Genomic DNA, 20,128 nt, shown 5'->3' with positions numbered 1-20,128 from the left:
ATACACAAGAAATAGTTCATTTTGGGAAAGACCAAAAGATGAATAAAAGACAATAGTTTTTAGGTTTAGTTTATGTTTTAATCCCTCGGAGTTCCGTTTGTGTTCCGAGGGATTTTTTCTTTTATAAGGATGATCTTGACATGATGAAAAGACTATTCAGTTTCCGTATAGTTTTCAGATCGGGGAATTTTGGCGAGATAAGGTTCCATCTCTTCTGGTAATTTGGTTAATTTCCGCTTTTGAAGGTCCAGCCAGGCTCCATCGACGTTAACGGTACAGCACAAAACTCCGTCATTACGAAAAACCTGATGTATAAATGAAAAACGACTATTTGTTTTGTTGTATTTCGTCAGTTCTACTTTTACCTGTACATATTCATCCAAATGTACTTCTTTAAAATAGATAAGTTCTTCTCTGAATAAAATCGGACCGATATGAAATTCGGCAAATTTATCCAATGAAAAGCCCATTTTGTTCAACATATTACTACGGGCCTGAGCGCATATGTCTGCGTAAGCAGAATGCCGCATATGTCTATTTGCATCAATCTGCGCCCATATAATTTGACCTTGATAAAATATATTCTCCATAATCTTCAGCGATTAGTCTCTTTTTTAATAACAATTTACATATTTTTAAATAAAGCTGTAACACTTTGTTTGTTTGCTATACTTATTACCTAAATATATTTAAAGAAAAATCGCTAGGTGAACCCATCGGAAATAGAATTTCTTCGACTGATTGACGAGAATAAAGGTATTCTCGTTAAGGTGAGCCGTATGTATATGGATGATCATGAGGGGCGGCAAGATCTGTATCAGGAAATCGTGTATCAGCTGTGGAAATCCTATGCGACATTTAAGCAACAGAGTAAATTTTCAACGTGGATGTACCGTGTTGCCCTCAATACCGCAATGGTATTCTTAAAAAAAGAAAAGAAGCATCAGATTTACGATGCGTTAGAGGAGCGGCATGATTTTGCAGAAGAAGCTTACGATACCGATAAAGATGAGCAACTGAAAGTCTTTTACCAGGCCGTTCAAGAGCTCAATGCAATTGAAAAAGCCCTGATATTTTTGTTTTTGGAAGGTCAAAGTCATCGCGAGATTGCAGAGAATCTGGGTATATCGGAAGTCAATGCCCGCGTAAAATTAAACCGCACGAAGGAGCGAATTCAACAAATCATTAAAAAATACAAGTATGAATTTTGATGAGTTAAAGAAATCTTGGCAGGAACAGCCTACAGATGAGGATTTACAGAATCCAAATCTCAAATACTATAAGGAAGTTGGCAATATCATGGGCAAGTTGCGCAAGAATATCAAACGCGAGTTTATCTCCTGGGTCGTTTGTATGGGCTTTTTGTTTTTGGTGCCTATCTTGCCAATGTATAAGATTGAAGGTTATGCGGCATTTGCCTATTACTTTTTTATCGTACAGATATCATTATCAAGTCTTTTATATTACCGGAGGTTCTTTTATTTGGTAAAGAGCACGAAAAAGATCGAGTTGTTGGCTTCTAAAGAACACTTGCTCAAGTTGTATTACGATTTGAAGTATGCCGTAGAGACTTATCGTATTGCGGCCTATGTGATGATTCCACAAGCTTTGTTTCTATATCTTATTATGATAGCACAGAATAAGACAACGGTGTGGTTTGATCGGTTGTACCATTTCAAGGAAACTTTCCAAGAGGAACCGAACTTTATTGTGTGGATGATTCTTTCGGCAATTGTGTCTATCGTCCTTGTTGTTGGCCTGACAGAAATTATGATTCGTTGCTACTACAGTAGGTATATCACGGAGATCAAGGAGAAATTGGATCAAATGGAAACGGAATAGAGCGACCATATGAAATATCTACTTTGTTTTACAGGTGTTCGTGTTTATAGCGCGAGGATATTTCGTATATTGTTATCGAAAATCATTGTCCATTATGTATAATCCGACAAAGAAGTTACAGCGCAGTTCCCAGATCTTAAGTATATTGGCCAAATATGGTTTTAAAGATGCAATCGCTCGATTGCCGTGGAAAGGACCCAGATCAGCCGTAGAACATCCTATTGATGTCGATGAGATCAGTGTTTATGCCCGTATTCGCATGGCGCTTGAGGAGCTCGGTCCGGCTTTTATCAAGCTTGGACAATCTGCTTCGACCCGGGAAGGATTGTTGCCAAAAGAGCTCGTAGAGGAACTGAAACGTCTAGAGGACAATGTTCCGCCCTTCGAAGTGGATATTAAATCTTATCTGAAGGAAGAACTGGAGCTGGATATTGAGGCGCATTTCCAGGAGATTGCTGCGGAACCTTTTGCTGCGGCTTCTATTGCACAGGTATATCGCGCAACCTTAAAAGATGGAACCCATGTGGTTTTAAAAGTCCGACGTCCCGGTATCGATGAGGTTATGCGCTGTGATCTAGCACTCATGCGTGATATTGCCAAAATCCTGACCATGTACAATGATGTACTGGAAAACCTTAATCTTCTGCTAATTGTTGAATCTTTCGCTACGACCATGCAGGAAGAGATGTCCCTGGTGATTGAGCGACATAACATCGAACGCTTCACGAAGAACTTTAAAGGAAATAAACTGATCAAGGTGCCTCGTGTTTATCCTGAACTCTCCTCGGACCGTGTTCTTTGCATGGAATATCTTGATGGTTTCAAGGTAACTGATGCCGTTGAAATTAAACGTCGGGGAATGGATGTCCAAACGCTGGTCAAAAATGGGATCAATTTATACCTTGAGCAAGTGATTATTCATGGTTTCTTTCATGGCGACCCCCATCCCGGCAATATGATGGTGATGCCGGATGGACGGATTGCTTTTTTGGATTTTGGAAATATGGGTAAATTATTGGGAATAGACCGTAGGCAGCTTGAGGAGTTTATTCAATCGGCTATTTCCGAAGATGCTGTCCGTTTAGCCGATGTGATTGAAGACGTTGCGGTGGTGAGCCATATTCCCGACCGTAACCGGTTTGAAAGATCCCTATATGAGATTTTCGATATGATTGACAATGTGTCTCTCGGGGATCTTAGCTTAGATTTATTGTTCAATAAATTGTGGAACATCATTGGCGACAACCGCTTGTATTTTCCGGAATATATCTATCAGTTGATGCGGGGCATTTCGTTGATGGAAGGTATAGGACGCCAGTTATATCCCGAGCTTAATATTATGGAGAGTATCAAGCCTTTTGCACGAAGGATTATGATGGAGCGACTCTCTCCAGAGGCGATATTCAAAAAAGGAAAACATAAAGTTGAATCTTTTGCCCGCGATGTCGAAAAACTCCCTGAAGATATGCGTGCTCTTGTACGTTTGTTTCGGACGGGAAATTTTACACTCAACCATCGTCTGATCAGTGCACGATCCTTTAATGCCATTTTACGCAAGGGGGTCAATCGTATTGTCATCGGAATTATGTTTATGTCACTCAATTTACTGGGCGGAATGATTATCGTTGCAAGGGTAGAACCGCAGTGGTGGGGAATTCCCATTTTTGCCTGGATATGTCTTGGCTCCGCATGGGTCTTTGCCATATATTTATTTGTCGCCATGATCCGGGCAAAGGACAACGATTAGCCGGATCTAGAACGTATTTTCAGCGACGATGACTGGCTATGCATACATACTCACTATAAAATAGAAAACAAAAAGATATGGAAATCAATCTAAATGGGAAAAAGGCGTTGATCGGAGCGAGTTCTGCTGGTATAGGTGCAGGTATTGCCCAGGTGCTTGCCTCTTGTGGCGTATCTGTAACTTTAGCTTCCCGACATGAGGAAAAGCTACAGCGTACCTGTGAAAGTCTTGATACTTCCAAAGGGCAGGTGCATCAGTATATCCTGGTGGACTACAACGATCACGAAGCATACAAAAAGCAAATAACACATTATTTTGAGTCGAATAAGGTTGATATTTTGATCAATAATTCGAATGGCCCACAAGCAGGAACCATAGATCAAAAAAATCTGGCGGATTACCAACATGCTTTTGAACTCTTATTCCAAAATCACTGTTACACAACCTCATGTGCGCTGCCTTATATGTTGGCAAACCGATACGGACGTATTATTAATGTGTCTTCTTCAACAGTGAAAGAACCGGTATCTAATTTAGTGTTGTCCAATACGATCCGTACAGCATTGATTAGCTGGAGTAAATCGTTGGCCGTGGATGTCGCTAAAGACGGTGTTACTGTCAACAGCATCTTAACAGGTCTGTTTGATACGGATCGTATCCAGTCGCTAACCAAGCTAGATGCACAACGTCTGGGGATTTCCTATGAGGAAGCGTTGCAAGTGCGGTTAAAACAGGTTCCTGCACAGCGCCTGGGTAAGCCTGAAGAATACGGTTATCTCGTCGCTTTCCTTTGCTCCGAATATGCAGGTTATCTGACTGGGACCAATATTCCCCTGGATGGCGGTATGTTAAAAGGCTTATAAAAAAGTGGCTATCCTATATCAAATAGGATAGCCACTAAGTTTGTGTGATTTATTATTTTCAATTAGTTCAATACCAATTCGGTATTGACAATGATGTCAACATCAGAAGCAACCGCTTCTACACCAGAAGGTAATTTATCATTGTATTTCATGCCGAAATCCTGACGGTTAATTTTTGTTTTAGCAGTAAAGCCAGCACGTGTTTTTCCCCAAGGGTCGGTAATGATTCCGCCATTTTGAGTCACATCGAAAGTTACTTTTTTCGTTACATCACGAATAGTCAAATCTGCTATCATAATATATTTTCCTTTTACTTTCGCATTTTTAAAACTGATAGACTTTAATGTCATTTTAGGGAATTTTTCCGCAGCAAAGAAATCATCGGTCTTCAAATGATTGTCACGGGCAGCGATACGTGTATCGATGCTGTTGACGTCGATAGAAAAATTAACTTTAGCATTGTTAAAGCCTGTTCCTGTTGCAGTTTCAACTGTACCTTCTACCTTTGTGAATTCACCGTCAACGAAGCTGATTCCAAGGTGTTTTACATCGAATCTTGCATTTGTATGCGCAGGGTCTGCAGACCATTTTACTTGTGCTACAGCAACATTAACCATTAATACTGCTACAGCTAAAATTTGGAAAAATTTATTCATGTGTTTTCTTTTTATTTATCTAACCTTCAAAAGTTCAAAATGTTTGTTTGAACAAGCTTCTGCAAAGGTGGGATAAACTAACAACGAAAAAATTGATGTAGGTCAAGAATTTCGATTCGGCTTTAATATTTGTCTTTTTAAACGGCTTAAAAACTCTTGCGTGACGCCAAGATAGGATGCTAATTGCATATTGGAGATCCGCGGGTAGATTTTAGGATACCTTTTGATGAAATCCAGATACCGCTCTTGTGCTGTAAAACCTATGCTCGAGATAATACGGTGCTGCGATGCTATTTGTGCACGTTGGGCCATTATCCTGGAGAGTTTCTCAAAGATTGGATGATCTTCGTAAAGTTTGTCTTTATTTTTTTTTGACAGTGTAAGTACCACAGCGTTTTCCAAAGCCTGGATATTTTGAAGTGCTGGCTCCTGATAATTAAAGCTGGCAATATCGCCGATCCACCAATCTTCAATTGCAAACTGTAGAATGTGTTCGATCCCATCCGCGGTGACATAGAATGATTTAAATAAACCGCTGATCACGTATGCTTCATGGTGGCACACCTCGCCGGCCCGGAGAAAGTATTCTTTTTTCTTTATTTTCCTTACCTGATAACGTGAAACGATGTCATTCAGTTCTTCCTCAGTGACATCAATGCGTTGTTTTACAAATTCCTTGAATTGTTCCATTTGGCTGTAAAATACAAAATTTTGCAATGCTAATTTAATAAGCCGTTTGATTCCTATCAATCCTAAGTTAAAATAATTCAGTTGCTGGCTATTGCTTTTATGCAATTTGATCAAAATAGTGATGAAATCGACATTTTGGTGTAATATTTGACTGGATATTGCCGTAATTCAAATAGTTTCATCAATAATTGGTATCTTCTGTAGGATTTAAAATAATTTGATTGCTAAAACTATAAATATATCTTATGAAGTTTGTTGCACCCAATACCCTTGAAAACGATAAGGTTGTATTACGAATCATAGAACCAGCGGATTTTGATACGCTATATCAAGTTGCCAGAGACCCTCTGATCTGGGAGCAGCATCCTAATAGGGACCGCTGGAAGGAAGACGTTTTTCGCCTATTTTTTGAAGGTGCCTTAGCAAGTAAGTCTGCTTATTTGATCTTGGATAAGGTAAGTGGTGCCTGCATCGGCAGTACACGGTATTATGGCCTTGATGAAGCGGAAAAATCGATTTTTGTTGGGTATACGTTTTATGCCCGTGCATATTGGGGTGCAGGCATCAATCCATTGGTCAAAGAGATGATGTTTGATTTTGCCTTCAATTTTGTGGATCGAATTTACCTGCATGTGGGGGCTGAAAATTATCGTTCTCAGACAGCAGTTGAGCGCTTGGGCGCAATTAAAGTGGCTGAAAAGATGGTCAGCTATGTGAACGAACCTGAACGTAAAAATTTTGAATACGCACTGGAAAAATCGGCCTGGCGGCGGATCAAGAGATAAAGCCTTATTATCCCTTGATTCCGCTGAGTATGCTGCCTATAATGACTGTTAATACAATCAATGTGATAATAATGTAAAGCCTGTCCTTCTCGATGACAAACCCAAATAACGAGCCGATCACGCGTACAATGGGGGTGCAAATCAATAGAAGTACACCTAACTGTATAACCTGTGGAATATTTCGGCTAAATGCCCCGGTAATAATTCCGGTAATTGTTGTGTTGGAATTCCCCTCACCGACAAAATCTCTGTAATTCGGTACGGTATCCTGTCCATGAACAATGAGGTAGAAGATACCACCAAGGATAAGAATAGAGGAGGCGAGTATAACACCAATACGTAAAATTTGCCCTACCAAAAGTGAGATGTCCTTGTCTCCCCAATAGTGTTTCGAAAATACTTGTTTCATTTTGAGTAGTTATGTCCTTCATCGTCTAGCGGAAGGACGTTACAAACCTAAAATTCTAAATCGTGTAAACTCGTGTTTTTAGAATTTATGCTGGAATCCGTTGAAGATCATTTCCAATGCCACCAATGTAATGGCGACGGCGAAAATAATGCGTAAAGTCTTCGGATTCATCCGTTTTAAGAGCTTTGATCCGGTAATGGCGCCGCATAATACGCCTAGGATAACTGGAAAAGCAATACCTGGATCCATATAGCCTCTTTGTAGATAGACCACTGCAGAAGCAGCTGCGGTGACACCGATCATGAAGTTGCTCGTTGTGGTACTGACTTTAAAGGGTATTTTCATCATGCTGTCCATTGCTAGTACTTTAAGGGAGCCGGAACCAATGCCCAATAATCCAGAAAGTATTCCTGCAACCCCCATCAAAGAGAATCCTCCGGCTATGTTGGTAAGTTTGTAAGGAATTAATTTGCCATCAGCAGGATAGGTACTGTTCAGCTTCAATTTTTCTGCCAGGACCGAACCGCCGGAAAGTGCGTGTTCGTTTTTCTTACGTACCGTCATAGCCGCAGAGAAGATAAGTACAACACCAAAGATGATTGCAATGGTATTCGTAGGCATGTAAATGGCAATAACAGCGCCGATCACTGCTCCAATGGTAGTTGCAATTTCAAGAAACATTCCGAGCCGGATGTTGGTGATGCCTTCCTTGACGTAAGCTGTAGCTGCACCGGATGAAGTCGCTATGGAAGCCAGCAAGGCAGCTCCAATGGCATAACGGATGTCGACATGAAACAGCAGAGTCAATAAAGGGATGACAACGACCCCTCCGCCTAAGCCTGTCAGGGATCCTAGGAGTCCTGCTACAAAAGCACCCAGGAGAAGGATGATTGTAAAGGTGAGAATAGTCATAAATATTTGTTTGTTTGTGTGATCCAAAAAGCAGCTTCCGCTTAATGGAAGGTAATTTGTTGTAAACTTAAGGGCTTTTTATTGTTTTTGAAATTTTTAAGCCGGAATAGATACAAATGTTACATCAAAAGTATCATCAAAAAAATGATACTGCCCTGCCGCTTCTCAGCATGAGGCAGTATCGATGACCTTTTAATGGTCTAAGTATATAGTATATAAAATATGGACAACATTATTCAGCGATTGTTTGTTGTACCTTTTCTTTTCTGTTGAAGATATCGTAGATGATTGGAAATACCAACAACGTCAATATCGTCGCTGAGATTAGTCCGCCAATGATGACGATCGCCAAAGGTTTTTGTGATTCCGAACCTATACCTGTTGATAATGCAGCCGGCAATAGTCCGATGGAAGCCATTAGAGCTGTCATAACCACAGGTCGTGTTCGCGATTTTACACCTTTATAAATTGATTGGTCATTGGGTAGACCTTCCTTCTTGTTCTGGTGGAATTCCGAAATCAGGATAACCCCATTCTGGATACATATCCCGAATAATGCAATCATACCTACTCCAGCCGAAATTCCAAAATTCATACCAGTAACGTGTAAGGCAATAATTCCACCGATAAGTGCAAAAGGAACGTTGGCCAATACGAGCAGCGAATCCTTGATATTCCCGAATAGAATAAACAATAGGAAGAAGATGACGATCAAACTGATTGGTACCACCTGTGCTAAACGATGGGTAGCACGCTGCTGATTTTCAAATTGTCCAGTCCAGCCAATGGAATATCCTTCCGGAAGCTTAATTTTACTTACTTTTTGTTGTGCTTCAGCAATGGTGCTTCCTAAGTCACGGTCGCGGATGGAAAATTTGATGCCGATATAGCGTTTGATGTTGTCGCGATAGATAAAAGCAGCACCATTATCTTTTTCAATGGTCGCGATACTTTTCAATGGAATTAATGTGCCATCACCACATGGAACCATCAGCTGTGCAATATCTTTTTCTGTTTTCCGATATTCGGGTGCGTAGCGTAGGCGAATGTTAAATTTGCGTTCACCATCGTACAAAATGGAAGCGGTCTTTCCGCCGAAGGCCATTTCCAGTACCGCCTGTGCATCTGCCGGTAGAACGTTGAAAGCTGCCATACGGGTCCGATCCAATACCACACTCACTTCGGGCTGACCAATATTGAGAATAATACCGGGCTCTTTAATGCCTTGAATACCTTTGACCTGTGCATAAACTTCTTTCGCTAGGCGGTCTAAGGTTGCGAGGTTATCGCCAAAGATCTTGATGCCGTTTTCGGCTTTGAAACCAGCAACGGCTTCGGCGACATTATCCGAAATAGGCTGTGAATAGTTATAGGTGATACCCTGAAATTGTTTGAGTTTATGGTCCATTTCTTCGATCAGCTGATCCATGGTGATTTTACGGGTCCATTCCTCTTTAGGTTTTAGGGCCACAGCAAACTGAACAAAGCCAAAGCCATTGGGGTCGGTACCATCGTTGCTCCGTCCTGTTTGCGACAGTACACCTGTGACCTCAGGAAAGGTTTCCAAAGTACTCTTTAACAGTTTGGTAGTTTTAACCGATTCACGTAAAGAAGTACTCATAGGCATTTCGGCAGTAACCCAAAGAGACCCTTCATTTAATGTCGGTAAAAATTCAGTTCCTAAAAATTTTGCAGAAAATAAGACTGCAGCTAGTAAAGTAATCGCAACGATCATACTCAGACGCTTGTTTCGGAATGTAAATCCAAATCCCTTGGCGACAATTCTATTCCAGAATTCAACAAATGGATTGTGTCTTTCTTTCACATTTTTATTGAGCAGAATATGCGATAAAGCGGGAACGAGTGTCAAAGTAAACAGTAATGCACCCAGTAAAGCAAAACCCAGAGTAAAGGCCAGTGGAGAGAACATTTTTCCTTCTACTTTTTGGAAGGAGAATATAGGCATCAATGAGGTGATGATAATCAGCTTGGAGAAAAAGATTGCTTTTCCCAAGCCTGTTCCTGTCTGTTTGATCCAACCTGCTTTGGCCATTTTGTTGAATTTCTCCATGCCCAGCTTATGTGCTTGGTGGTCCAGCATGACAAATATCCCTTCAACCATGACGACAGCACCGTCGATGATAATACCAAAGTCTACTGCGCCCAGAGAAAGCAAGTTGGCACTCATACCCGCTAGTTTAAGACATAGAAAGGCAAAAAGTAATGCGAGAGGTATGATAATGGAAACGATGACCGTAGTGCGCCAATCTGCCATAAAAAGCAATACCATTAAGGTGACGAGTACAATACCCTCAATCAAGTTATGCATAACGGTATGAGTCGTGAAATCCATGAGATTGTCACGGTCATAGAAGGTTTGCATTTTGACATCTTTGGGAAGGATTTTGTTGTTGAGCTCGTCTATTTTCGCTTTTACAGCAGTTAAAACCTCTCTTGGATTTTCGCCTTTCCGCATTACGATGGTTCCTGCTACCACATCATCATTTTTACCAAAACCGGCTTGGCCCACGCGGGGCATCGCGCTTTCTCTTACTTCGGCTACATTTTTAACAAAGACAGGGTTCCCTTTTTGGTTGATTACAGTGATGTTTTCGATATCATTGATTGAGTTGACCAAACCAATACCACGTACGACGTAGGACTGGCCACTTTTTTCGATGACATCTCCACCGACATTCAGGTTACTTTTGCTGACAGCATCAAATACCTGTAACGGAGTCAAATTAAATTTGTCTAGTTTGATAGGGTCAGTACTGATTTCGTAAACCAAATCCTGCCCACCAAAAACGTTGATATCTGCTACACCTGGAACACCACGTAAAGCGCGGTCAATGACCCAGGTCTGCAAAGTAAGGAGGTCGCGTGAATTACGTTGATCGCTATGTAATGTATAACGGAATATCTCTCCTGTAGGGCCATAAGGGGGCTGTACTTCAGGGTCGACATTGTCGGGCAGGCTTACAGATCGCATGAGGTTGTTGACCTGGTTGCGGGCAAAAGTGTCGTCAACACCATCATCAAAGATGATTTTAACAATGGAGAGGCCAAACATGGTGGTGCTCCGTATACTTGTTCTCTTTTGAACTGGACTCATGCCTAGTTCGATTGGTGTCGTTACAAAACGTTCGACTTCCTCGGCACTTCTTCCATTCCATTGGGTAATGATGGTTATTTGTGTATTGGTTACATCTGGAAATGCCTCAATGGGCATGCTTTTAAAGCTAATGAAACCAGCTATAGCCAAAATGCCAACCCAAATAAAGGTAAATGCTTTATTTTTAATGGAAAAGGCAATGATATTTTTAATGAATTTGTTCATTCGTGTAAATGCTAAGACGGATTAATTATTCAGTGCTCTATAGATCAAAAGCTTATTGTTGACAACAACTTTTTCACCTTCCTGTAGCCCCGTAGCCATGTAGGTTGTTCCTTCATTTTGTTTGATCGGTAATATTTCGCGAATCTTAATATCATTTTGGGATTTATAGATTAATACGAAATATTTGTTTTGATCGAAAATAACCGCATCAGAAGGAACTGCTAGTGCTTCGGTATTGGAGCGATGCAATACTTTAATGGTTGCTTTACTATCCGGAATAAGTAAACCATCCTTATTGTCTAGCACTACCCGTGCCTGCATTGAATTCGTCTGCGGATCGATGATCTTAAAGATTTTATCGATACTGCCCTGGAATTTTTTGTCCGGGTAGCTCAGGGTAGACACAATAGCGGGCATGCCCATACTAATCTTGTCGATATCCGTTTCGTTGACGTTAAGAATTGCCCATACATCTTTTGTATTGGCCACATCGAAGATGTTGTCGCTGCGGTCACTACGCAACTGCATATCCTTATTGATGTTCTTTTGAACGATGTAACCATCGATTGGAGATACGACCGAATAAATATTGCCTGTACGGACATTGTAGATCTGACTGACGGCCTCTGAACGGCGTAGTTGCTCTTTGGCTTTGGTTAATTGTCCTTTTGCCTCCAGCATGTCTTTATCTGTACTCAGTTTGCCATTATACATGTCTTCAGCTACACGGTAGTTTTTCTCGGCGAGTAATACATCGGTTTTGGCATCCGAAAGATCCTTTTGTATACCGGCGACTTCCGTACTTCTGATTGTTGCCAATACCTGACCTTTATGGACATAATCACCCAAAGAAACATTAACGGAGACAACATTCCCTCCAACAAGTGGGAAAATATCGATGTAATTGTTTTGATCGGCCGATATCTTTCCAAAAAAGTTGAGTTCTTCGGTCACATTTTCTTTTTTAACCGTAGCAAAACTTGTCGATTTAAGCATCGTCTCACTAATTTCGAAACCTTTGACAATGGCTGCATTATCTGTTTCTTTATGATTTTGGCAAGAGTAAAGTAGCACTATTGCCACAGTGGCTATAAGAAGTTTTTTAGTTGACATGAGTTGAATTGAATATAGAAGTTTGAGCCAGGTAGTTTAATTGTTCGGCGTTGAGAATAATTTCCTTTTTCATATCGTATAACTTAAGAATAGATATGCGATAGCTGTCCATAAAATCAGTGAACTCAACTAAAGAAATATTCCCTTTTTTAAAATTATTGAATATGCCATCATAGACCACAGCGATGTTGTGAAGGTCGTCTGGAGTAATGGTAAAATATTGGTTATATTGATTTTCCCATGACTGATAGTTGGAACGGATCTGTGACTCCAATAGCTGCCGTTGGACTTCAATATTTTTCTTTGCCTCTTCTTCGGCGTATTTCGCTTTGATAACATTTCCTTTATTTTGTTTCCACAACGGGATCGGAATGGCGGCTGTAACATTGAGCTCATTGTGGAATACCCCCCCATTCTGGCTGTAGGAAAGGCCAAGGTTAATATCAGGTGTATTTAAAGACTGTTGCCATTTTGTAAATAACTGTGAGCTTTCAGCGGTCTTTAAGGCAAATTGATAATCGGCATTGTTTTCCAAGGCCAATTGATAGATTTTGTCCAAAGCCATAGTTGGCTTTACGGCAAGTTCCTGATCTGCTTCTTGATCTGTTAACTTCGGTAATACATCTTCCTGACTGGAAATAAGCACACGTAATTGCTGCTGTAGATTGATGCTATTATTGATCGCTGTTGTTTTTTCGTTGTTGAGATCGATGGCCATTGTTTGAAGACGAACTTGATCTTTTAAAGAAACATTTCCTTTTTTTCCTTGCTCTTTATAAGCTACAAGTAGATTATTTAGGTAATCCAACTGGATTTTAATATCCGCCAATTTATGTTGCTCAAAGTAGAGCGAGTAGAAGGTTGTACGTAGCTGCGCACGGAGGCTTGCTAGCAATTGACTGAACTGTAATTTAGCAAGTTCAACATTTGATTTAGCAAATTCCACTTCATTCTTCTTTTTTCCACCGAGATAAATCAATTGGGATACGCTCGCTTCCTTGGATTGACCAATATGAAATGCTTTTTTGTTCTGTGGGTCGTAGGCATTGGCAGATAACTGCAATTGTGGTAGATCCCATATTTTGGCTTGTATGACGTCAGCCTCTGCTTGGCTGATGTCATATTGTTGCGCCAGGAGGGAAAGGTTCTTGCTGACGAATGCTTCTTCGCATTTCTGCAGTGTCATCTGTTTTCCCGAGACATCACTTTGCTTATTCCCAAGTGAACTTTCATGAATGCTCGTGTAATCTGCTTGTGGCGGTTTTTGTTGAGCAAAAGCCATACTATTGAAAAGCAATAAAAATATTAAAGGTTTCTTTGTCATGTTTATCAAAACTTGTGTAACAAAATAACTGGTCGAATATTAAAAGCCCCTTAATAAATGCTTAAAAAAAGCTTAAAATTAGCATGTCTTTCAGGTAGGTAAGAAGCCTAAAGCATCGGTTAATAAATGTATCTACTTGTTGCTTAATGGCTTCTAGTTAATTTGGAGCGATTTTTGCAACTAACCTTTTTGGTTGAGAAACAATTTAAATAGTAATACAAAAGTATGCGTAGATTGTTTTAGATCTGCTTGATATGCTATTGTTGCTTGATGCGATTGCATGATACGTTGAACGATACGTAGCCCTAAGCCTGATCCTGTTGTTTCATTTGCATTTTCACCGCGGCTGAACGCATCGAAAATCCGCTTTTGGTCGATTGTACTCAAGGCCGGACCAGTATTGCTGACAAGTACCTTGAGTTCGAAGGTTGATTCAAGAATCATCACTTTTACCTCCCTGGTATCGGAGTAAAGCGCAGCATTTTTAAATAAATTCACAAAAGCAATTTCAATCAATTGTGCGGAACAGAAAATACTAAGTTTTGGATCTTCGATCCCACTAATTGAAAAATCCAGTTGCAGGTCGGGGAATACCTTGGCTACTTTTTCATAGGCCATAAAGATAATTTCATCGATCCGCTCTTCCTTATAGGTCATTTTCAAACGCTCAGAGTCGAACTTTGAAAGTAACATCAGCGAATCGGTTACCTCCGAAAGATGCAAGGTTTCCTTGGATATGTTACGCAAGACCTGCTTTACATCTTCACTCAGCTGATTTTGATGATAAAGGTTCTCCAGCTGAAAAGACATTCGGGCAAGCGGTGTTCGCAGCTCGTGGGAGGCGCTGGAATTAAATTCTTTCTGCGATTCGAAAGCAGCCGAAAGTCGCAGCAGCATGGTATTAAATGCTCGGGTTAGTACAGCAATCTCATCTGTATGACCGGTATACTCGACAGGTTTGGTAAGTTTACTGGCATTAATCTGCGTAATATTATCTTTTAATTTATCGAGTGGGATCAATAGGCGCTGGATGAGGTTATAACTAAATATCCAGACCAGAACAGCGCTCAGGACAAATAATATCGTTAGGACGAGCGCCAGATGGTCCATTTTTTCATTTCCGGAGTAATCCTGTGCTTTTACAATAATATAATAAGGTAAACCGTTGATGCGATAGTATTTGGCCAGCGTTTCATATTGGTCCTGAAAATAGAAGATCTGTTTTTCCTGATTTAGCCGATTGACAATCGAAGCATTCCAGGTAATGGTCTGATCCTTTACGGTACTGAAGACGAGCTGTTTGTTTTTGTCAAGGATGATAACATCTTCATAGAAAAGGCCATCTTCGTCATCGTGAAAATAGTTTTTGTATGACTGGCGGTTGAAATAGGGGTTACTGGCGATATAATGGGAAATATTGTCCAATTTATCAATCAGTCGCTGGCGAAATTGATCTTTCCGAAAATCGAAACTAGCATAGTAGATAATCAACATCGCCATACCAAAAAGGACGGAGAATGCAATACTAAAGCTAATCGCTATTTTCTTCTTTAAATTCATTTTTCTGCCGATAGGTAATAACCAAAGCCAGGTCTTGTATGGATCAGTTTATTCTCAAAGTTTTTATCAATCTTCTTACGCAAAAAGTTGATATAAACTTCAATAGTATTCTGTGTTGTCTGAAATTGATTTTGCCATACTTCCTCCGATATATGTTGCTTGGACAAGGTACGACCCTTTGCCTGTGCCAGGATAAGCAGCAGTTGAAATTCTTTTTGAGTAAGATTAATTTCTTCATTTGCACGTAATACACGGGCTTCATCAGGATAAATGATCAGATCATCGACTACCAATGTTTTTGTTTCATTGCTTTCGCTATGTTGTTGCCGACGTAACAGGGAATAGATGCGCATCAGCAATTCATCTAAGACGAAAGGTTTAACCAGATAGTCATCAGCAGCCCGGAGAAATGCCTCCTTTTTATCATCTATATCATCGTATGCCGAGAGAATAATAATTGGTGTAAAGGCGTCATGGCTTCTTATCTTTTTACAGATTTCCAATCCATTGATTTTGGGGACATTGATATCCAATAGATAAAAACCATATTTCTTCTGGTGTGTTTTGGCCAAAAAATCAATTCCATCAAAGGCTTGATCACAGGTAAAGCCCTGGCTTAATAGAAAAGATCGGATCTCTTTAGAGAGTACCTTGTCGTCTTCGAGCAGCAAAATGTCCACCATATTTATATCTGTTGTCTTTTCGTAAAAATAAACAAATTTTTGTCATCCAATCAAAGAGATGTTTTCTTCGTACTTAATTTGGTAACATAAGATTTACACGAAGAAATATGAAACAAAAAGAAATCTAAGTAGATTCAAATCGAAATTATAAATAAGTGTTATGGAAACCAGAAGAGAATTCCTACGAAAGACCCTACTATTTTCAGGAGCAGCAGGTATTGCCAGCTTCATGCCTGCATCGATCCAGAAAGCCTTTGCCATAGACCCTGACCCAGGAAGTAGTTTTTTAGATGCCGAACACATCGTCATCCTGATGCAGGAGAACCGATCCTTTGATCATACGCTAGGTAGTCTTTCGGGAGTTCGGGGTTTCAATGATCCACGTTCGATACGTTTACCGAACGGTTTACCCGTATGGTATCAAACGGATAAAGAGGGAAAAACGTATGCTCCTTTCCGATTAAACCTGAAGGAAAGTAAAGTGACCTGGATGGGTTCTCTTCCACATAGTCGTGCAAGCCAGGTGGATGCCTTTAACCAAGGTCGTTACGATCATTGGCTGTTATCGAAGCAATCGGGGAATAAACAATATGCGGCTATGCCCTTAACATTGGGGTATTTTACACGCGAAGATTTGCCCTTTCATTATGCCTTAGCAGATGCTTTTACAGTATGTGATCAGAATTTTTGCTCAGGCATGACCAGCACTACGCCTAACCGTTCCTTTTTCTGGACGGGTAAAATTACAGAGATGAAAGATGGTCTGCAAAAAGCGAATATTCGGAATGATGACTTTGGCTATGGTAAAATGACCTGGGAAACTTTTCCGGAATTGCTTGAAAAGAATGGCATTAACTGGCGTTTTTATCAAAATGAGACAAGCTGTGGCGGCGGGTTTTCCGGACAGGAAAGGGCATGGCTATCCAATTTTGGGTGTAATCTGCTGGAATTTTTTCAGGCTTATCAAGTTAAATTTAAGGAGAACTATATCAGAAGCCTGGAAACACAGGTTCGGGATTTGCCCATGCAGATTTCCAAGTTGGAAGAGAAGTCTCCTTCTTCCGAAGAACAAGCCGAAAAGATACGCGCTGATATTCGCAAAAAAAGTGAGGCCCTTGAGCGAGCGGAGACCGAACTAAAGGAATTCAATCCAAACAATTATAAAAAGCTAAGTGATTTTACGAAATCATTAAATGAGCGGGCGTTTACGGTAAACAAGGGGGACAACAATTACAGGTCGCTTGATACGTTACATTTTAAGGCACAGGGGAAAAAAGGTACGCTGGAAGTCCCTAAAGGCGATATTCTTTATCAGTTTCGCAAAGACGTTGATACTGGTAAATTGCCCGCAGTATCCTGGTTGGCCGGTCCACAGAATTTTTCGGACCACCCGAGTGCGCCATGGTATGGAGCTTGGTATGTATCTGAAGTTTTAGATATCTTAACGAAAAATCCTGAGGTTTGGAAAAAAACTATTTTTATCATTACCTATGATGAAAATGATGGTTACTATGATCATGTTAAACCTTTCCTTGTACCTGATTTAAAGAAGAAAGATACAGGGGCATGTTCTCCTGGGATCGATACGGAGGTGGAGATGGTTCGTTTAGAAAATGAGCTAAAACAGGGAATTCCTAAAAAGCAAGCACGTGAAGGGGCTGTGGGCCTAGGTTTTCGTGTTCCCATGTATATTGCGTCGCCTTGGTCACGAGGTGGTAAGGTCTGCTCTCAGGTATTTGATCATACGTCTACTTTGCAATTTTTGGAATCTTTCTTTAACAAAAAGCTGAACAAGAATATGCATTTGGAAAACATCAGTGCATGGCGTAGAACAATCTGTGGTGATTTGACAACCGCTTTTACACCTTTTACTCAGCAAAAGGAAAAACTCCCTTTTCTTGATCGGAATCAATATATCGAAACGATATACAATGCGCAGTTCAAAGATGATCCGCGAGGCTTTGTTGAGGTCAAAGATCCTGATCTCGCGAGTAAAAATGTATGGATTCCGGGATTTGACCGAATACAGGAGCGGGGGATTCGTAGATCTTTGCCATTGCCTTATGCGCATGATGCGGTGGGCTTTGTGAAAGACGGAGTGTTTCATCTAACGATGACTGTAGACAGCAAGTTTTTCGGAAAAAGGACCGCAGGTACAGCCTTCAACGTTTATAGCCCGTTGGGATATCGTGATGAACAGGGGCAAAGTGAAACTTGCCGTAATTGGAATTTTGCGGTGAAGGCCGGTGATCGTTTGGCATATCAGTGGGACTTGGCACGATTTGAAGGAGATCGCTATGCTTTTGAATTGCACGGTCCAAATGGTTTTTATCGGAAATTTTCTGGACAAAAAGGAGCAGCAGCACTAGAGGCTACCGTTTCTGCGGAACTGAAAGCGCTAACTCAGGCAGCGACAGGGAAATTGCAGTTGAGGCTCAGGAACAAGAGTGACCAGCGGGTAACGGTAGTTGTCGAGAGCCTTAGCTATGGAAAATATGCCACAACGAAAGAAATAGCTCCCGCCGAAGAAGTTCCATTGATCCTGGATGTTGAAAGTCAAGGAAATTGGTATGATATTGCTGTACGAATCAAGGGAGACAGCAGCTTCGTCATTCAGCTCGCAGGGCGATTGGAAACAGGTGTTGAGTGTACAACTGATCCATTATTAGCATAATCTGTACTGTTTCAGCAGGGATGGCGGTCAATTCTTATTGAATGGGTTCCCTGCTGTTGCTATATATCGTCAATAGTATCCGCTTGACCTTATTTACACGCAAACAAATAAGGTCTCCGGATAGTTTGTTTCTATATAACGACGAAGATACAACTCCGTATCAGTACTTATCGTGCGGTCTTTATGAACAGGGAATGTATTGTAAACAACGGTATGTAGATTGATCCTGCGCTTGGTGATCGCTTCCAGACTAAGTAAGGTATGATTGATACTCCCTAATTTTCCAGAGGTGACAAAAATAAGCGGATACTGCATTTCTTGGATGTAATCTATAATCAGATAATCTTCTCTTAATGGAACCATCAACCCACCTGCACCCTCAATAAGAACAGCGTCGTAGCGTTGGCTTAATGTTAAGCTAGCCTGTTTGATCTTTTTAAAGTCAATTTCACGATTATCCAGGCGTGCTGCTAGATGGGGGGAGGCGGGGTAGGTGAAAATCTCTGGCATCGTGATTTTCTGATGATCTTCTGCCGTTAATGGGATTTCCATGAGTTGGCGATGGAGGACGATGTCTTCGGAAATGGTTGTATTTCCAGTTTGTACAAGCTTTTGGGTAATGGTGCGTATACCGCTTGTATTCCATTGTTTCGCAAGGAGGCCAGTTGCATAACTTTTTCCTATCCCGGTATCTATGCCGGAAACAAAATAGATATTTTCATTCATTGCTGTATTTCTTTTGTAGGTTGTTCGATTGTTTGTAATTGAAGTGCTCAGCTGTTATTTTTTTGCAATAATATAGATGGGATGGTAGGTTAGGGATACACCCTCTTCTGTCCCATAGTGCGATGTATACTTATCACAGAAAGCCCGAAGTGTGCCTTTTGTCCACCGGTGATTTTTTATTCCCGTTACCCCCGTTTGCTTCAGGTGAACAAGAACTTGTAGTGGGCTTTCAAAGTGTAGTTTTAAATGTTCTTCCTGTGCAACGAGGATCTTATAATTCAACGCTAAAAGTTCTGCGATAAGTTCCGATTTAGATCGATATGTTAGTCCAACATGTGCCGTTGCATTGATCTCGTGCATATTATCATGTCCAAAGGTGCTGAAGGCAAGGATACCGGAGTCCGGAAGGGATCCATAGCAGCTTTCAAAGAAAGCGCGAGGATTGTTGAACCACTGAATCGTCGAACTGGACGCGATTAGATTGATGTCTTTGGGAAAAGTATAAGTTTCTGCATCAGCACAGATGAACGTGTGCGACGATGTCAAGATATCCATTACCTCGGGCATCATTTCTGGACAGATATCATTTAAAATCATTTTTTTTGGTTTGATATGCTGTAGGATTAACCGCGAAAAAAAACCTGTTCCGCAGCCAATTTCCAATACTTTTTGCGGTTTTAGCTGTATGTTCTCCTGCATCAACCTGATCATTTTTTTTGCTATTTCGTATTGGGCGATCGCTGCCGACTGATATTTAGATGCCGCTTTAGCGAAACGGGACCTAATCCTTTGTTTGTCCATCAT

18 protein-coding genes are annotated in these 20,128 nt (G+C 40.8%); 6 read left to right on the top strand and 12 right to left on the bottom strand.

Annotation, left to right across the window (positions count from 1 at the left end):
- Positions 1-152 precede the first annotated feature (152 nt).
- On the bottom strand, positions 153-590 hold the full coding sequence (locus ACHWSC_RS08950) for a thioesterase family protein (RefSeq protein WP_145328322.1): 438 nt from the start codon (positions 588-590) through the stop codon (positions 153-155).
- 117 nt (positions 591-707) lie between these two features.
- On the opposite strand from ACHWSC_RS08950, the gene ACHWSC_RS08945 reads away from it, so the two are divergent.
- From ACHWSC_RS08945 to ACHWSC_RS08930, 4 genes are all read left to right on the top strand, one after another.
- Entirely contained in the window at positions 708-1,211 is a 504-nt protein-coding gene (locus ACHWSC_RS08945) for an RNA polymerase sigma factor (RefSeq protein ID WP_075994087.1), read from the top strand.
- Positions 1,201-1,842, top strand: a complete 642-nt coding sequence (locus ACHWSC_RS08940; protein WP_088162869.1) for a hypothetical protein — start codon at positions 1,201-1,203, stop codon at positions 1,840-1,842. The genes ACHWSC_RS08945 and ACHWSC_RS08940 overlap by 11 nt, the downstream gene beginning before the upstream one ends.
- Positions 1,843-1,936: 94 nt before the next feature.
- On the top strand, positions 1,937-3,589 hold the full coding sequence (locus ACHWSC_RS08935) for an ABC1 kinase family protein (RefSeq protein ID WP_394676508.1): 1,653 nt from the start codon (positions 1,937-1,939) through the stop codon (positions 3,587-3,589).
- 77 nt (positions 3,590-3,666) lie between these two features.
- Positions 3,667-4,452, top strand: a complete 786-nt coding sequence (locus ACHWSC_RS08930; RefSeq protein ID WP_120333284.1) for an SDR family oxidoreductase — start codon at positions 3,667-3,669, stop codon at positions 4,450-4,452.
- Between the two features lie 62 nt (positions 4,453-4,514).
- Here ACHWSC_RS08930 and ACHWSC_RS08925 read toward each other — a convergent pair whose 3' ends face one another.
- On the bottom strand, positions 4,515-5,108 hold the full coding sequence (locus ACHWSC_RS08925; protein ID WP_088162866.1) for a YceI family protein: 594 nt from the start codon (positions 5,106-5,108) through the stop codon (positions 4,515-4,517).
- A gap of 102 nt (positions 5,109-5,210) precedes the next feature.
- Entirely contained in the window at positions 5,211-5,798 is a 588-nt protein-coding gene (locus tag ACHWSC_RS08920; RefSeq protein WP_145328318.1) for a Crp/Fnr family transcriptional regulator, read from the bottom strand.
- Between the two features lie 245 nt (positions 5,799-6,043).
- Between ACHWSC_RS08920 and ACHWSC_RS08915 the strand changes: the two genes are divergently transcribed.
- On the top strand, positions 6,044-6,583 hold the full coding sequence (locus tag ACHWSC_RS08915) for a GNAT family N-acetyltransferase (RefSeq protein ID WP_394676507.1): 540 nt from the start codon (positions 6,044-6,046) through the stop codon (positions 6,581-6,583).
- A gap of 7 nt (positions 6,584-6,590) precedes the next feature.
- Here ACHWSC_RS08915 and ACHWSC_RS08910 read toward each other — a convergent pair whose 3' ends face one another.
- The 7 genes from ACHWSC_RS08910 to ACHWSC_RS08880 all read right to left on the bottom strand — a co-directional run bounded on the left by ACHWSC_RS08910 (position 6,591) and on the right by ACHWSC_RS08880 (position 15,924).
- A complete protein-coding gene (locus tag ACHWSC_RS08910; RefSeq protein WP_088162863.1) occupies positions 6,591-6,992 on the bottom strand; it encodes a DUF1634 domain-containing protein in 402 nt (133 codons plus the stop codon).
- 78 nt (positions 6,993-7,070) lie between these two features.
- On the bottom strand, positions 7,071-7,904 hold the full coding sequence (locus ACHWSC_RS08905; RefSeq protein ID WP_088162862.1) for a sulfite exporter TauE/SafE family protein: 834 nt from the start codon (positions 7,902-7,904) through the stop codon (positions 7,071-7,073).
- 232 nt (positions 7,905-8,136) lie between these two features.
- Positions 8,137-11,244 (bottom strand): efflux RND transporter permease subunit, encoded by a 3,108-nt coding sequence (locus tag ACHWSC_RS08900; protein WP_088162861.1) that lies wholly within the window; start codon positions 11,242-11,244, stop codon positions 8,137-8,139.
- A 21-nt stretch (positions 11,245-11,265) separates the two neighbouring features.
- Positions 11,266-12,357 (bottom strand): efflux RND transporter periplasmic adaptor subunit, encoded by a 1,092-nt coding sequence (locus tag ACHWSC_RS08895; protein ID WP_075994078.1) that lies wholly within the window; start codon positions 12,355-12,357, stop codon positions 11,266-11,268.
- Positions 12,347-13,681, bottom strand: a complete 1,335-nt coding sequence (locus tag ACHWSC_RS08890) for a TolC family protein (RefSeq protein WP_394676506.1) — start codon at positions 13,679-13,681, stop codon at positions 12,347-12,349. Before ACHWSC_RS08890 ends, ACHWSC_RS08895 begins: the two co-directional genes overlap by 11 nt.
- Before the next feature lie 180 nt (positions 13,682-13,861).
- Entirely contained in the window at positions 13,862-15,241 is a 1,380-nt protein-coding gene (locus ACHWSC_RS08885; RefSeq protein ID WP_394676505.1) for an ATP-binding protein, read from the bottom strand.
- Entirely contained in the window at positions 15,238-15,924 is a 687-nt protein-coding gene (locus ACHWSC_RS08880; RefSeq protein WP_201667286.1) for a response regulator transcription factor, read from the bottom strand. The genes ACHWSC_RS08885 and ACHWSC_RS08880 overlap by 4 nt, the downstream gene beginning before the upstream one ends.
- Positions 15,925-16,084: 160 nt before the next feature.
- Here ACHWSC_RS08880 and ACHWSC_RS08875 point away from each other — a divergent pair, with 160 nt between their 5' ends.
- On the top strand, positions 16,085-18,598 hold the full coding sequence (locus ACHWSC_RS08875) for a phosphocholine-specific phospholipase C (RefSeq protein WP_394676504.1): 2,514 nt from the start codon (positions 16,085-16,087) through the stop codon (positions 18,596-18,598).
- Positions 18,599-18,691: 93 nt separating this feature from the next.
- On the opposite strand, the gene bioD is transcribed toward ACHWSC_RS08875, so the two are convergent.
- A complete protein-coding gene (bioD, locus tag ACHWSC_RS08870) occupies positions 18,692-19,324 on the bottom strand; it encodes a dethiobiotin synthase (RefSeq protein ID WP_394676503.1) in 633 nt (210 codons plus the stop codon).
- Positions 19,325-19,378: 54 nt separating this feature from the next.
- A complete protein-coding gene (bioC, locus tag ACHWSC_RS08865) occupies positions 19,379-20,128 on the bottom strand; it encodes a malonyl-ACP O-methyltransferase BioC (protein ID WP_394676502.1) in 750 nt (249 codons plus the stop codon).

The organism is uncultured Sphingobacterium sp. (assembly GCF_964277905.1).
In the GTDB taxonomy this organism is placed as follows: domain Bacteria; phylum Bacteroidota; class Bacteroidia; order Sphingobacteriales; family Sphingobacteriaceae; genus Sphingobacterium; species Sphingobacterium siyangense.
The sequence above is the reverse complement of the archived record's forward strand: the minus strand, read 5'-3'. Positions and strand labels throughout refer to the sequence as shown.